At 43.3% G+C, this 15,076-nt stretch carries 11 protein-coding genes; 4 read left to right on the top strand and 7 right to left on the bottom strand.

Features of this window, described 5'->3' with window-relative positions; all coding sequences use genetic code 11:
- Positions 1-62: 62 nt before the first annotated feature.
- Both recQ and METLIM_RS04975 read right to left on the bottom strand, forming a co-directional pair.
- Positions 63-2,225 carry a DNA helicase RecQ gene (gene recQ, locus METLIM_RS04970; RefSeq protein WP_004076831.1) on the bottom strand — a complete coding sequence of 721 codons (2,163 nt, stop codon included), beginning with the start codon at positions 2,223-2,225 and terminating at the stop codon, positions 63-65.
- 216 nt (positions 2,226-2,441) lie between these two features.
- A complete protein-coding gene (locus tag METLIM_RS04975; protein WP_245543588.1) occupies positions 2,442-4,715 on the bottom strand; it encodes a methyl-accepting chemotaxis protein in 2,274 nt (757 codons plus the stop codon).
- 519 nt (positions 4,716-5,234) lie between these two features.
- On the opposite strand from METLIM_RS04975, the gene METLIM_RS04980 reads away from it, so the two are divergent.
- Positions 5,235-5,594 (top strand): tetratricopeptide repeat protein, encoded by a 360-nt coding sequence (locus METLIM_RS04980; RefSeq protein WP_004076833.1) that lies wholly within the window; start codon positions 5,235-5,237, stop codon positions 5,592-5,594.
- A 21-nt stretch (positions 5,595-5,615) separates the two neighbouring features.
- Positions 5,616-6,164, top strand: a complete 549-nt coding sequence (locus METLIM_RS04985) for a hypothetical protein (protein ID WP_004076834.1) — start codon at positions 5,616-5,618, stop codon at positions 6,162-6,164.
- Positions 6,165-6,441: 277 nt separating this feature from the next.
- Here the strand turns inward: METLIM_RS04985 and METLIM_RS04990 are convergent, their stop codons facing one another.
- From METLIM_RS04990 to METLIM_RS05005, 4 genes are all read right to left on the bottom strand, one after another.
- A complete protein-coding gene (locus METLIM_RS04990; RefSeq protein WP_004076835.1) occupies positions 6,442-10,533 on the bottom strand; it encodes a tetratricopeptide repeat protein in 4,092 nt (1,363 codons plus the stop codon).
- Between the two features lie 131 nt (positions 10,534-10,664).
- Complete coding sequence (locus METLIM_RS04995; RefSeq protein ID WP_004076836.1) at positions 10,665-11,237, bottom strand: flavodoxin family protein; 573 nt, start codon at positions 11,235-11,237, stop codon at positions 10,665-10,667.
- Positions 11,238-11,383: 146 nt separating this feature from the next.
- Positions 11,384-11,836 (bottom strand): GIY-YIG nuclease family protein, encoded by a 453-nt coding sequence (locus tag METLIM_RS05000; RefSeq protein ID WP_004076837.1) that lies wholly within the window; start codon positions 11,834-11,836, stop codon positions 11,384-11,386.
- A gap of 12 nt (positions 11,837-11,848) precedes the next feature.
- Positions 11,849-12,445: an MBL fold metallo-hydrolase gene (locus METLIM_RS05005; RefSeq protein WP_004076838.1), complete on the bottom strand. Its 597-nt coding sequence runs from the start codon at positions 12,443-12,445 to the stop codon at positions 11,849-11,851.
- Between the two features lie 39 nt (positions 12,446-12,484).
- On the opposite strand from METLIM_RS05005, the gene thiC reads away from it, so the two are divergent.
- Positions 12,485-13,753 carry a phosphomethylpyrimidine synthase ThiC gene (gene thiC / locus METLIM_RS05010; RefSeq protein ID WP_004076839.1) on the top strand — a complete coding sequence of 423 codons (1,269 nt, stop codon included), beginning with the start codon at positions 12,485-12,487 and terminating at the stop codon, positions 13,751-13,753.
- A gap of 132 nt (positions 13,754-13,885) precedes the next feature.
- Here thiC and METLIM_RS05015 read toward each other — a convergent pair whose 3' ends face one another.
- Positions 13,886-14,281, bottom strand: a complete 396-nt coding sequence (locus METLIM_RS05015) for a 5-(carboxyamino)imidazole ribonucleotide mutase (RefSeq protein WP_004076840.1) — start codon at positions 14,279-14,281, stop codon at positions 13,886-13,888.
- Between the two features lie 125 nt (positions 14,282-14,406).
- Between METLIM_RS05015 and METLIM_RS05020 the strand changes: the two genes are divergently transcribed.
- Positions 14,407-15,063, top strand: coding sequence for an HAD family hydrolase (locus METLIM_RS05020; RefSeq protein ID WP_004076841.1), 657 nt, complete (start codon positions 14,407-14,409; stop codon positions 15,061-15,063).
- Positions 15,064-15,076 lie beyond the last annotated feature (13 nt).

The raw sequence follows: 15,076 nt of genomic DNA on the forward strand, positions 1-15,076 counted from the left end.
ATCACACCAGAAAAAACTCTGATGACCTTAAGTGCACCGGACAAAAAGATGGACATCCGAATTCAGATTTTGCCAAGCCTTCTTAATTCTGCCCTGACCATACGTACCTCACCGGCAGTGGCACAGAGATCATAACTTCCCGCAATATTCCTGATGTCGCTTTCCGGGCTGAGAAGAATTATTTCTGAAATTTTCTCTGCCTTATCATAAGGCAGAATGTCCCCAAGATCAATCACCTCTCCGGACTCTATCATCTCTGCAATATGAAGTGATACGATATCTACTGTCAGACCTCTATCATCTGCAATCTCTGACAGGGTATAGCCGCCCCTGAAATATTCAAGTGTCACTTCAGCGGATTTTAACGGGAAATTACTTTTTCCGGGAACAGACGAAACATCACGGCCTTTGTCCTCCAAAACTCCAAAGACAGATGAACTGATCAGATCAAGAAACTGGCCGCCGTAATTTTGGGCTTTAACATCGCCAATCCCCTTAATCTCTTTAAGACCGGAGAAATCAGCAGGCTTATTCCGTACCATTTCCATAAGGGCAGAATTTGAAAATATTTGATAAGCCATTATTCCTCTCTCCTGCGACATCTTCTTCCTGAGAGATTTCAGCTTATCCAGCAGGATCTTATCATCTCCGGACAGAACAGGGGTCTCTTCATCCCCCGATGGTGAAACAGCAGATTTCTTTCTGCCCTGCCCTTTCCTGCCGGTTACTTTTAACCTGACAGAGAGATCCCCGGAGAGGAAATCATTCACCCGCTCACCGGAAGAGATTACGGGATATTTTGTCCCTGTCCTGCACAGAATTCCGGAGCTGACCATCTGGTTGATATAAGAGGAGATCTCCTGCCTCGAAAACTTCTTTCCGCTCCCAAATGCCTTCAGGCTGTCATGGCCTCTCTCCTTAACTTTCTTCGACTTTGAGCCACGGATTATATCGGAGATATGGCCTGAACCATATGGAGTTCCTGCCTCCATGACACAGTCAAGAATGAGGGTTGCAACCTCCCTCCCGTCAATATATTCAGGAGGGTTTATACAGTTGTCACAGCGCCCGCACCTCTCCGTCACTGCCTCGCCGAAGTACTTCAGCATATATGAGACACGGCATCTGTCGGACTCACAGAACTCAGTCATTTCATCGAGTTTTTCCCTTGCAATCCTCTTCTGCTTTGCACTCTGCATCCTGCCGATGAAATACTCTGCCTTTATCCGGTCCCCACGGCTGTAGAAGAGTATGCAGTCTGAAGATTTACCGTCCCTTCCGGCACGTCCGGTCTCCTGGTAATATCGCTCAAGGTTTGGAGGAAGGTCATAATGTAGTACATATCTGACATCAGGTTTGTTAATTCCCATCCCAAAGGCTACAGTGGCAACAACGAGAAAAACCTCGCCTTTGATGAACTTCTCCTGCGTTTTCGCCCTCTCATCTTTTGAAAGACCTGCATGATACGGAAGTGAATAGATACCATATGAATTCAGCTTTTTTGTCAGTATCTCAACAGAATTCCTGCTGGAGCAGTATATAATTCCACTCTCACCTTTTTTCCCTCTGATATACGAGAGAATCTGCCCCAGAGTATCTTCCTTCTCCCTGACCTCATAATTCAGGTTGCTCCTCCTGAAACTGCCTATCTGCACAAAAGGATCTTTCAGCTTAAGCTGGCGGAGTATATCATCTCTCACAGCCGGATTTGCAGTTGCTGTGAGTGCAATAACCGGCACACCGGGAAATTCCCTTTTGATCAGACCGAGCTGCCGGTATTCCGGTCTGAACTCATGACCCCACTGGGAGATGCAGTGCGCTTCATCTACAGCAAAAAGTGAGATCTTCGCGCTTTTAAGAAGTTTTCTGAATGACTGCGAGGCCATCTTCTCAGGCGAAACATACAGCAGGTCAATATCACCCCGCCCGGCATCTGCTGAAATCCTTCCATAATCCCGGATATCAAGGCTGCTGTTGAATGACTCGGCGTAAATACCCATCTCACGAAGAGAATCGGTCTGATCCTTCATAAGTGAGATCAAAGGAGAGATGACAACCGCCATACCGTCTGAGAGCAGTGCAGGAAGCTGATAGCAGATCGACTTGCCCCCTCCGGTTGCGACTACGCCAAGTACATCCCTGCCGGACAGTACAGCATCAATTATCTCTTCCTGGTAGGGATAGAGGAAATCATAGCCGAAATGCTTCTTCAGAAGATAACCCATCCGGGATTTTCTGTTTATACTTCCACACTCCCGTGTTCAGACATAAAACTCTATTACCTGTATATAGTTAAATCTCCGGAAAAATTAAGGTTCATATCTTAAGTATATTTAAAAAAGTCACTCATCAGAAGACATTTACAGCAGACAAATAAAAAATATATTGATAAATATTAGTATACTGCCGGAATATCCCCGGCAAAATGTTATTCCGGATGATCATCTCCTGCCGGAAATCCTGAACTTATCCATATCTTTCTTCAGAATGCCGGACATCTCATTTACTTCATGTATGGCGCTTCCAATCTCCTCGACAGAGGCGCTGGCCTCCTCGGCAAGTGCCGCAAGTTCCTCAACCTCACGCAGATTTTCCCTGGTCTTCTCAGTACCGACATCAGTTGCATGGACAACATTGTTGGCAATATTTGCCTGGTTCTCAATCGCACGGGCAATATCACCCATATCTTCAGTAACCTCTTTTGCCCCTGTTACAATCTGATTAAGGGCCTGAATTGTGGCATCAACACTTTTAACGCTTGAGACCACCTCATTATTTGCCTGTTTTATGCCTTCAGCAGTCTTACGGCTGTTCTTCTGAATTCCGCTTATAACCTTCTCAATATGATCGGTTGCCTTACGGGCGTCACCTGCAAGATTTTTGACCTCACCGGCAACCACTGCAAACCCGCGTCCGTGTTCACCGGCACGTGCCGCCTCTATTGCAGCATTAAGGGCAAGGAGATTGATCTGTCCGGCGATCTCATTGATCATCTTCAGAATGCTGTTGATCTCTTTAATCTGGTCGTTCAGTACCTCAATTTCAGAGACACTGCGGCTTGTTATCTCCTCAACTCTGTTCATCTTGCCATTTGCATCATTACCCAGAGCCTGGGCATCATTGCCCATCTTTGTAACATTTTCTGCATTTTTAAGCACATCGGCAGAAGTTGCGGCAACCTCCTGATTGGATGCCGAGAGGTCAGCTATCTGCATCTGGATGCTCTCCATCTGTTCAAGGACAGATTTGCTGAGATCTGCGCACTTCTGACTTGTCATCGCAACATCCTCAGTAGCTTTTGCAACTTCATCTGAACCCTTACTTGCCTCGGATGTTCCCACGCTCACATGGACGACAGCTTTAATAACATCACCAATTACATCAACCAGTGTCTCTCCAAGACCGTTAATTGACATTTTAAACTTTGAAAAATCACCCTCAGCAGGGATATTATCCCTGAATCTGACAGAATAGTCATTATTTGCAAAAGCTTCAATAACATTCATTGATTCACCAAGCGGCGCCGAGATCATATCAAGTGCCCGGTTAAACCCTTCTATAACTTTACGATAATCTCCGGTAAGCTTTGAGGTATCGGACCTCTCGTCAAATCTTCCTCTGGAAGATATCTCAGCAATCTTCTCAGCTTCAATAACGAGATTATGTATGCCGTCCTTCGCCATGCCAAGGTTTGTATTGATCTTTTCCATCAGAGCACGGTAATCTCCGGTATATTCATCGGCCTCACCAACCGAGAGATTCATATCAAGTTCTCCCCTGGCAAGCATCTCAAGGTTGGCTGAAACCCTCTCAACCTCCCGGTTCATGTAATCGCTCTGTGAAACCTCGGCAGTCCTGTCCTGGTAGATATAATAATTGACATCTATCTCACCATTTTCATCCAGAATAGGGCACTGGAAAAGTCTCAGATGAGTCTGCGTCCGGTCCTTCCAGGAGATTGTCATATCAGTGACGGCTTTTCTCTTAGTATCATATGACGCATAAAAGTCATCCCCTCCTGTGATTTCTATGTCAAAGTCATACAGTTTCTTCGCCATAAGCTCACTGTAGCTTCCACGCCATGCACGCTCATACTCCTTATTTAGATCAAGCCTGTGTTTATCAGATGCAAGAACGGTTATAGCCTGAGGATTCTCTTTCAGGAAAGTTTCAGCACGCTTCTGAAGCCTTTCGATCTCTTCCATCTCTTCCCTCTCATGAGTCATATCCTGAAAGGTATAATAGCTGACATCAATCTCACCGTCTGCATTTATAACAGGAGTCTGAAAAAGCCTTACATATGATTTTTCGCCATTCTTCCAGCGGATTTCAAGTTCAGAAACTGCATTCTTCTTTGTCCTGTAAGAGGCATATAGATCATCCCCCCCGACAATATTAATATCAAAATCATAAAGATTCTTAGCTATAAGTTCATCGTGGGTACCTCGCCAGAGGCGCTCATATTCACGGTTAAGATAAATAATTCTCCTGTCGGCAGCAAGTACTGCAACTGCCTGAGGATTATTGGTCAGAAATGATTCAAATCGTGCCTGCATTATCGCGGCATCGTTAAGCACTCTGTTCTTCTCAATCAGACAATTGACTTTTCCGGCTAAAAACCTCAAATCCCCGGAAATATCAGCTTCATTAACCCGGACAGAGGCATCGCCTGAGACTGCTCTGTCTATAGCATCTTCAATAATTCTGAAATCCATATAAATACACCATATGTTTATAAAATCCTCTCTAAAAATAGGATTCAACCGGAGATAAATTCTATTGTACATAATAATTATCCGGAGTTCAGCATCAGGGACTGTCAGAACTGTAAACATAATTACAATCAGGCAATTTTAAAAAAAACAGGAGCCAACAATCATTTTTCCGGGCAGTAATTAAAAAACAGAATTAATGATATTAACCGAACATTGACATACATAAAAGAATATCAAAATGGATTATCCAAACCATATAATATACAATATACAAAATTACAGATCAATAATGAATAATCGGCCAATATAACCACAATATTGAAAACAAAGCCAATATTAAAATTAAAATCATCATTAAGACCTATAGAGAGGATTAAAAAAAGAAGAAGTAGAGATAATTAATTATAATTACAATAACAATAAGAAAATAGTTACCAAACAGTTAATAGAGATATTTTATAAATAATAACTGATTGGAATAGTTCAGTTATTCCTCACATGATAACTCGGGATTTTTAAATGAAAGTCGGCGTCAGATACTGGTACAAAAAAGGGGTGGCACTCTCAGAGGCAGAACTATACGAAAGGGCACTTAAATGCTTTGATAAAGCAATCGAACTTGAAACAGAAGATGCAGAGATCTGGTTCAGGCGTGGTCTGTCACTCTTTCATACCGGAAATCCGGAAGAGGCCGTCAGGAGTTTTAACGAGTCCATCAGAATCAGTCCGGAAAATGCAGCAGCACTGAACAATAAGGGTGTTGCACTTGCAAAACTGAACAAAACCAGTGAGGCTAAATCCTGTTTTGATAAAGCACGTGAGATTGACCCCGAAAATCCCGCAATAAAGTTAAACCTTAAAATTTCTCTGGACAAATAGATTAAAGCCGGTGATATACTGATGAGAGTAACAATAGCAATAGATGATGAAACTGCTTTTAGGATTACAAAAGCAGCTGAAGGAGAGGGCCTTACAAAAGAAGAATGGATGATTGCAGCATGCACAAAAGCACTTGATGCGGGAGAAAATACTCCGGCAAAAATTCCGGAGGATTACAATAAACTGCATTCTTCAATCAAAGAAAAAGACAACGAGATCCTCTCTCTCAGGAAAGAGATAAATCACCAGATCGAACTGAAAGAGACTTACAGCAGATTCCTCGAAGAAAAAGTCCAGAGAATAGATGACTTAAAAGAAGAGATTGCAAGGATAGAGTCAATGAGCATGACGATGACTGACCAGATACTTCTTGACAGGGATGAGAGAATTAAAGACCTCAACAAAATGATAGAACACCTTCAGGCACAGGCCGCAGCTCATTCCGTTGCCCTCCAGTCTGCAATTAAACCTGCACTCGAAGGAAAAGTCAGAAAAGATGATATGGAAGAGATCAGAGAGACAGAAGACGGGAATAAACCAAAAAGGATGAGATGGTTTTTCCGGAAATAATACAGTATAATAAAGAACTTTCCGGAAGGATCCGGAAAGTTTGCTTATTACTATAAAGTGCGGTATAAGTGCATATTCTGGAATAATCTCCTTTACACTCCGATTATCCCAAATGTTATGCTGTTCACTATAAATAATCCCTTTTGCCGGATATTCAGTCAGCCATCAGCCCGAAATAATCCAATAATATATCAGAATAAATTATAACTTAGCAGGTTAAAAATCGGAAAACCTCAATTTTTTCAGTAAAATACGTATAAAAAGAGAGAATTTAGCATCAGGCCTTATTCCGTGCCATAATAATACCACGCCCTGCCTTTTTATTTGATGGATTAATCATCAGAACCTTCTCAAAGCAGTCAATAGCCTCAGTATATCTGCCGGTCTTACCATAAAGCACACCAAGTGAAAAATATCCGGATTCATTATAATCATCAATATCAAGCGCCTGGATCAATGATTTTTCTGCAATGTCATAATATCCGGATTTTGTAAGTTCAATCCCTTTCCTTACCAGTTCATTGGGATCTCCTGGTCTCTCATCCGGAATTTTGCCGGAAATATCCCGGCCTGACGGCCGTTCAGCCGGGACTTTATCCTCTGAAAACTCCCGTGCATATTTTTCGAGATCTTCTCCGGAGATACCATAGGGATAATCACGCCCATGACCGTAAGGATCACGCTTAATCTCTGCTTTTCTCTCCTTATCAGCAAAATCCTTTTTATATCCATAACTTTCAGAACTGCCAGATATAACCGGTTCTTTGGCCATTAAAAATGAGGCAGCACTGATTCCGGATTCAAGCCATCTGTTGCCGAATTCAGGATCGGCTTCAAGTGACTTTTTATAGCACCGGAGCGCTTTTTCCTTTTCACCGAGGCAGAGAAGTGATATGCCAAGATTCAGCATTATTTCAGGGTCGCCCGGCTTTTTGGCAAGCACACGGTTAAAACAGCTTACAGCCTCCCGGTGCCTCTTTACTCCGGCCAGAATAAGTCCTTTTGAGATTAAAAGATCAGTCTCTTCAGGCATAAGAGAGATCAGTCTGTCATAAACCGGCAGAGCCTCTTCAAGCCGCCCAAGTGATGTCAGAAGATCTATCAGCTCCATGAGGATTTTGGTGTTCTTCTTATCAAGATTTAATGCAGAATTGTAAAGTACTATTGCCTCATCAGGCTTTCCGGTTCTGATGCAGGCTATTGCCTTATCAGCTATCAGGGAAGCATCAGAGGGGTTTTGAATTATCAGAAAGTTATAATCAGGAAGAGATTCTTCATACCGGCCCTGAGATACAAGCACGCGAATTCTTCCACGCAGACCATCCTGATTGGCAGGGTCAATTTTAAGGACACGGTTATATCCTTCCATTGCTTCATCAAACTGACCGCTGTTTTCAGAGAGTTTTGCAATGGTCAGCCAGATGTCAGCATTATCCTGTTCAAGTGAAGAGATCTCAATGTAAACATCCTTTGCTTCAGCAAACAGATGGCTTTTGAGAAGTATTTCGGCCTTCTTTTCAAGGGCAGAAATGTCAGCCGGATTTATCTCCAGAATATTATTATAAACATTCAGGGCCTTTTCATTATGCCCGGTATTTTCATATGACAGGGCCAGGCCGGATAAAGCCCACAGGGATTTTGGATCAGATTTCAAAGCACCTTCATAGACCCGCTCAGCATCACTGTACTTACCCTCAGCCAACAGGATACCTGCCTTCTCCTTTTGTGCATCATCATCTGCCGGATTAATCTCAAGACACTTTTCAAATGAAAAGAGAGCCTCATCAGTTCTCTGGAGGGATTTCAGTACAAGACCTTTTGAATACCATACTTCAGATACTCCCGGTTTTAATTTTGTAAGCTCGGAATAACATTCAAGGGCCTCCTCTTTTCTGCCCTTCTTCACAAGTATAAGTGCCAGTTTAGCCCACGCGAGAGTGTTTTCCGGATCAAGAATGACAGCTTTTTTAAGTTCCCTCTCTGCAACTTCATTATTCCCTGCCATCTCTTCAACAATTGCTTTTTCATACAATAATGAGGAGTCCCAAGGCTTCTTCCGGATCAAAACAGTGATAAATTCAACTGCTTCACCATAGCATTTCTTACCTTTAAAGATGTAAAAGAGACCCATTAAAGCCTCTTCATTGCCAAAATCCAGATTAACCGCCTGGTTGAAGGCATATTCTGCCTCTTCACTCATGCCTTTTTCTGCAAGAACTCTTCCAAGGCCGGACCAGCCTGAAGAGTCTGAAGGATCACCCTCTGTAAGATTACGGAAATATTCCTCTTCATCTCCGGAAAAATCCTCATCAGTGGGCTTATCAGTATCGGGGTATTCAGGCAATGCTGAAATTTTAGGTTCAGTTCCGGATTCCCCGGCAATGAACCCTGCATCCGTGGCCCCTGAATAACTTTCAGCCTCTGCAAAATCATCAGAGTAATCTGACAATAAATCATCAGCTAATTCATCTGAAAGGCCTTCTGACGGCACTTCAGATAACTCAGTAAGAAATTCAGAACCGGAGACGCTCTCTACAGCTTCAGCAGTGACTTCATCAATATCGCTCAGATCGCCGAATTCATCCAGACCTTCAAAATTATCAATATCTTCAAAACCGCTAAGATCAGCAGAATCTTCAGGGAGAACAGGGAGAACAATTTCTGAACCGGAGACGCTCTCTACAGCTTCAGCAGTGACTTCATCAATATCGCTCAGATCGCCGAATTCATCCAGACCTTCAAAATTATCAATATCTTCAAAACCGCTAAGATCAGCAGAATATCCGCTAAGGTCATCAGAACCGTCAGGGAGATCCGGGAGAACAATTTCTGAACCGGAGACGCTCTCTACACCTTCAGCAGTGACATCGTCAATATCGCTCAGATCACCGAATTCGTCCAGACCTTCAAAATTATCAATATCTTCAAAACCGCTAAGATCATCAGAATATCCGCTAAGGTCATCAGAACCGTCAGGGAGATCAGGGAGAACTGTTTCTGAACCGGAGACGCTCTCTACAGCTTCAGCAGTGACATCGTCAATATCGCTCAGATCACCGAATTCGTCCAGACCTTCAAAAGCAATGGAATCACTGAGGTTCTCCAGTTCTGCATTATCAGGGATAAGATCAGAGATAATTTCAGACTCCGAAGAATCAGATGAAAGAATTTCAGACCCTCCGCCGGGGAGATCAGGCAGTACTAAACTTTCTGTATCATCATAACCCGGGGCGATAAACCTGTCCGGAACAGAACCTTTAGCATCAAAGTCAGATTCAGATAATAAATCATCACCCAAAGCGGCATCCAAATCAGAATAATCACCGGATAACTCATCCTGAACAGGAGCATACCCCTCTTCACCGAATTCATCCGGAAATTCGCCGCAAAAAGCATCTTCAGGAATAACAGACGATAAACTGTCATCAAAAGTTAATTCATCGTCTTCAGATATATCCTCCGGAATAAAAGACAATTCAGAAAGCATAGAATCATCGGAGAGATCAGCAGGGGCTGAAGAGAGGAAATCAGAGTCCTCAGGCGGCAGATCAGGGAGAACAAGCCCTGAATTCTGCAAAACCAATTCTTCATCTGACAGGGATTCATCGGATCCAAAGAGAGCATCAGCAGAAGAAGGTACATCTCCGGATTCTTCAAAACCGGAAATACCACTAATTTCATCAATATTCAGGAAATCCTCAGTTCCAATATCCTCTGCAAATTCATCCGGAACAGAATCTTCAGTAGCACCCGGCAGGAATTGTTCTGCGACATATTCAGCAGGTAAACAGGACTCCTGCCTCCCAGCCGGCTCTGTCAGGGCAGAACCACCAGAATCCGGATCCAGAGGACTGCTCTTTTTCAGAAGCGGAAAATTAAGTTTATCTCCGGCAGAATGAGCATCTTCAGATATTTCATCCCCGGAACTGTCAGCCCAGACTCTGGAAGAGGATTTAAACCTTAAATGATCACGCAGTGAACTCTTCTCAGGTATAAGCTTACTTACAAAACCGGGAGAGGAATATTCATTTATCAGCTGATAATCGCCCGTGTATTCAGAATCTGAAGAAGAGTCGTCAGAAATATTAATATCGGCAGAGGGAATATTATCTCCGGCATTTTCCCAGGACAGTTTTACCCTGTCGATCAGATCATTAATCTGATCCGCAGCGCCTTCAATCATTGAACGTTTGGATGGCAGTGAAACAATGATTTTATCCTGACCAGGCTCAACAGTAAGCAGATTATAATCTTTGGACATCTCATCCATAAGCTCCTGATCTGAACTGTCAAGGCTTATTGTGAATTCTGCAGGAAATAACATCCCGTTATTTTCTTCAAAGTATCGTTCAATATTTATTTTTGCCATCCTCTACCTCAATATATTGATAGGCAACATCTTTTGACAACAATGTTTTATCAATCGGTGTAACTGCCTATATAGAATCAGAATAGAATTGAAGAGGATATAATAAAAAATTATTGTCTGTTATAAAAAAATCACCTCTTTCCTTCACGATGTGTGTTGGAGAGAAGTTTCATAATTTTTTCGGCAATATCAATAGCTTTTTTAACAGCATGCTCATCTCTGAGGACATCCCCCTCACCAAATCCCCTGCCGGAGATATAACCAAGCGATGAAAAATTATGGGTATTTACAAAACCTTCAAGTGTTTCAAGAGTTCTCTCACATCCACGGTCTGCACAGACAGCGACAACAACAGCATTTTTACCCCCAAGTTTGCGGTCATGATAGAGAGAATAAGTCCTGTCTATAAAATTTTTGGTCTGTCCGTTTACATCATAAAAATAAGTGGGGGCACCAATGATTAAAACATCACAGTCCACAACCTTTTCAGCAATATCATCCCAGTCACCCCCTCTGACACACCACTTCTTATCCCTGCACAACTCACATCCGATGCAGGGCTTGATATCCTTGCCTGCAAGAGTGATAAACTCCGTATCAATCTCAGAACAACCTTCTGCCTGAATATGTGCAAGAATCCTCTTTATTAACATCGCTGTATTGCCCTGATTTCTCATACTCCCGGAAATACCAAGTACCTTCATAATTAAAACACGACTTTAAATTATTTGATATTTGTCTTCAAAAAAATTAGAAGCATAATGACGGAACACCGGGCATATTCATAATTCCGGGCTAAAAATTCAGAACTGTTAAAAGCAGTTTAACCCGGCAGAAGAATATAAGTTCATCAAAATATTGTTTTGACTGTAAAAGGTACCAGCCCGGCTCCCTTAAATGCCTCATTTACTTCATGAAGCGGACAGATTTCACGATAGAAGAGATGCGAAACGCACCCGCAGTCACTGCAACCAAAATTTCTGATGCCTGTGCCCCCTATATTTCCTGCAACCTCGCATTCCCGTCTTTCAGAGGTCTTTGCAGCTACGATAAACTCAAGTGAAAAGTCCGGGGATGCAGATATGTAATCAACATGCCATCTCAGATTACCGCACTTATCCCGGTTAATCCTGGCATGCCTGAGTGCTCTCTTAAGCCCGCCAGGACCAAGTGCAGAGCCGGCATAGATGTGCCACCCGGAATTAAAGGTGAACTCTCCAAGACTGCCGACAGCAACAGAGGATGAGCTGTTTTTAAAAAGAAGACAATATATCCCCTTTCCACAGAGTATTTCAGAGACCATTTGGCCTTATCATCAGTATAATCTGATCATCTTCAGGGCAGAGAGAATATGTCCTTTCCCATTGGACTGTACCGGTATTCCATGGCCGGGATAGAGGCCCTCAATATCATACACAGATAATTTATCTATGGATTTTTCAAGATCGTCTGCGCTTCCGCCCGGAAAGTCAAATCTCCCGTAACCTCCGTCTGTAAAGACGGTATCACCGGACATCAGGGCTTTCTCTTCTTCGATATAACCACAGATTCCTCCGGGGGTGTGACCCGGAGTGTGAATGATCTTAATTCCGGATATGACATCGCCGTCATTTAAAATCCTGTCCGGAATTATTCCCGGACTTCTCTCTCCAAACATCACTGAAAGACTAATACTCCCTTCAGTAAGACCGGGAGCATCCAGATGATGTATGCAGACTTTTCCACCAGTCAGTGCCTGTATCTCCTTCACGTGGGCAATGTGATCATAATGGCAGTGTGTAAGTACTATTGTATCTATTTCATCGCAATACCCGGATATCTGATCGGGCATAATTCCGGCATCGAAAAGAACATTCCCGCATACATACGAATTGGCATAATATCCGGTTCCTCTTATCCACTCAACTGTCATGCAATTACTGTTTAAATTAATCAGGACTAAAGTATATCCATGAGTACTCTTGTAAAAAAATGCAACTCAGTAGTTCCGGATATAATTGCCAGGGCAGCACAAAAGGAAGGCATTGACGGCAAAATGCTTGCATCGGCTGTGGCAAATGGAAGGGCTGTAGTACCGGCAAACCCTGTACGGGAGCACGACCCGATAGCAATAGGGGAAAACTGCACAGTAAAGGTCAATGTAAATATCGGCACATCAGGTGCAAGATGCAGTCCGGAATACGAATTTGAAAAGGCGGCATGCGCAATAGCAGAAGGGGCAGACGCTATTATGGACCTCTCAACCGGAGGAGACTTAAAGGAAATCAGGAAAAAAATCCTCTCCCTTAATACAACCACCGGTACTGTGCCGATATATGAGGCAGTAAAGCGTGCAGGCAATGCGCTGGACGTAACTCCGGACCTCTTATTCAGTGTAATCAGGGAACACTGCAAGGAAGGTGTCGACTTCCTTACCCTTCACTGCGGAGTAAATAAGGACTCCTTAGAATCACTCAGAAAGGACCCAAGAGTTACCGGCGTTGTCTCAAGGGGTGGGGCATTTCATACCGCAATTATAGCCTCAACAGGCGAGGAAAACCCTCTATATTCCGAATATGACTATCTGCTTGAAATTCTGGCCGAAAACGAGACTATAATCTCGCTCGGGGACGGAATGAGGCCGGGAGCTGTCATAGATGCAGGAAGAAGAGCAAAGTCAACAGAGTACATGACACTCGGCGATCTCTCACAGAGGGCACTTGAAGGAGGAGTGCAGCGGATGATTGAAGGACCGGGACATATCCCGATAGATCAGATAGACTACAATGTCAGGTTCATAAAAGAGATCACCGGAAATGCGCCATTATACCTCCTCGGGCCGCTTGTGACCGACATCTTCCCCGGATATGACCATGTTTCAGGTGCAATAGGCGGCTCTATCGCTGCTATGAGCGGCGCAGACTTCCTCTGTATGGTATCACCCTCAGAGCATCTGGCTCTCCCGGATATTGATGACATCAGAGAGGGTACAAGAGTTGCAAAACTTGCCGCCCATGTCGGCGACCGTGCCCGTAAAGGAGATAAATGGTTTGACAAGGGGGAGTCGGGGATGGCTTTTGCCCGGAGAAATCTCGACTGGAATGCACAGTTTTCACATGCCGTGTATGGTGATTATGCCAGAAGCATCCATGATAGAGACGGCGAGACTGAGACCTGCTCAATGTGCGGCGAACTCTGCGCAATAAAAATAGTAAGGGAATCACTCGATAACCGGAACTGATTCCGGAGATAAATACTTTTTTAAGACATTCAGAACACTTTGAAGGTCCGGGAAAACAGCAAACTGATATCTCAGCATATAAAAAAACAGATTGTGAACTATTCTGCCGGAAACCCGGATTTATATCAGGAATTACAGTTTCCCGGCAACTGCAAGAATCTTTACTGCAAGATGCGCTGCATTTGCTCCGTTGTCAATACCAACGCAGCCTACAGGGACGCCACGCGGCATCTGCACAATTGAAAGCAGCGCATCAATTCCGCCAAGAGTGCCCGAAACAGGCACACCTATCACCGGTTTATCAGTTTTTGAGGCGACAACTCCGGGAAGTGCTGCAGAAAGTCCGGCAATACAGATGAATACAAGTGAGTCAGAATTCTTCACATATTCATCAAGTTCATCAGGATTTCTGTGCGCAGACAATATCTGGTAGTCATAATCAATGCCGGCTTCATCAAGCACACGGATTGTCCTCTCAACAATCTGTTCATCAGATGCAGAACCGGATATTATGGATATTAAAGACATACAGATTATAATGAATCTCTTTTAATTAATTGTTTATGGACGCGTGTCATATAGCTGTTCACACCAACCCCAAAGGGTAATCGAAGGGTTTACATTATTTAGGGTGGCGGATAAAACATGATTCAATGATTGACCTGATAATACTCGATTTTGACGGAGTGATCCTTGAATCGGTCTCTGCAAAGACAAAAGCATTCAGTGAGATTTTTTCCGGAGAAAAACCTGAAGATCTAAAGAAAATAATAGATTATCACCTTGAGAACGGAGGGATGCCCCGGTTTGACAAGTTCAGACATATCTACGCAGAAATACTCAATAAAGAACTGACTGATGAAAAGATAAAGGAGTTATCGGAGAATTTTGAGAAGATTGTGAAGCATGAGGTGATAAACAGCCCGTTTGTATCAGGAGCAGAGGAGTTCCTCTCCGGAATACTGGGCAAGGTCCCTTTGTATGTGGTATCTGCAACACCTCAGGATGAAATAAGGGAGATTATAAAGGAGAAGGGCATAAACAGGTATTTTAATGGAGTATTTGGATCGCCTGAGACGAAAGCATCACATATCAGAAAAATTCTTGAAGATACAGGCGTAAAACCGGAAAATGCAGTATTCATCGGCGATGCGAAGAATGACTGGAAAGCAGCGGTTGAAAACAAAGTCAGGTTTATCGGCAGAGTATGTGACCAGATTCCGGATACGATTTCAGGGCTGCCCGATGTCGAGACAATTGTAGAGGATCTGAAGGATTTTGAGATGTATGTAAAGGCTTACATGCTCTGAAAAACCTGAACTG

It is taken from the genome of Methanoplanus limicola DSM 2279 (assembly GCF_000243255.1).
Lineage (GTDB): Archaea > Halobacteriota > Methanomicrobia > Methanomicrobiales > Methanomicrobiaceae > Methanoplanus > Methanoplanus limicola.

Excerpts from the sequence above, each read along its gene's own strand:
- recQ (WP_004076831.1), bottom strand. The coding sequence starts at position 2,225 with ATGGGTTATCTTCTGAAGAAGCATTTCGGCTATGATTTCCTCTATCCC.
- METLIM_RS04975 (WP_245543588.1), bottom strand. The coding sequence starts at position 4,715 with ATGGATTTCAGAATTATTGAAGATGCTATAGACAGAGCAGTCTCAGGC.
- METLIM_RS04980 (WP_004076833.1), top strand. The coding sequence starts at position 5,235 with ATGAAAGTCGGCGTCAGATACTGGTACAAAAAAGGGGTGGCACTCTCA.
- METLIM_RS04985 (WP_004076834.1), top strand. The coding sequence starts at position 5,616 with ATGAGAGTAACAATAGCAATAGATGATGAAACTGCTTTTAGGATTACA.
- METLIM_RS04990 (WP_004076835.1), bottom strand. The coding sequence starts at position 10,533 with ATGGCAAAAATAAATATTGAACGATACTTTGAAGAAAATAACGGGATG.
- METLIM_RS04995 (WP_004076836.1), bottom strand. The coding sequence starts at position 11,237 with ATGAAGGTACTTGGTATTTCCGGGAGTATGAGAAATCAGGGCAATACA.
- METLIM_RS05000 (WP_004076837.1), bottom strand. The coding sequence starts at position 11,836 with ATGGTCTCTGAAATACTCTGTGGAAAGGGGATATATTGTCTTCTTTTT.
- METLIM_RS05005 (WP_004076838.1), bottom strand. The coding sequence starts at position 12,445 with ATGACAGTTGAGTGGATAAGAGGAACCGGATATTATGCCAATTCGTAT.
- thiC (WP_004076839.1), top strand. The coding sequence starts at position 12,485 with ATGAGTACTCTTGTAAAAAAATGCAACTCAGTAGTTCCGGATATAATT.
- METLIM_RS05015 (WP_004076840.1), bottom strand. The coding sequence starts at position 14,281 with ATGTCTTTAATATCCATAATATCCGGTTCTGCATCTGATGAACAGATT.
- METLIM_RS05020 (WP_004076841.1), top strand. The coding sequence starts at position 14,407 with ATGATTGACCTGATAATACTCGATTTTGACGGAGTGATCCTTGAATCG.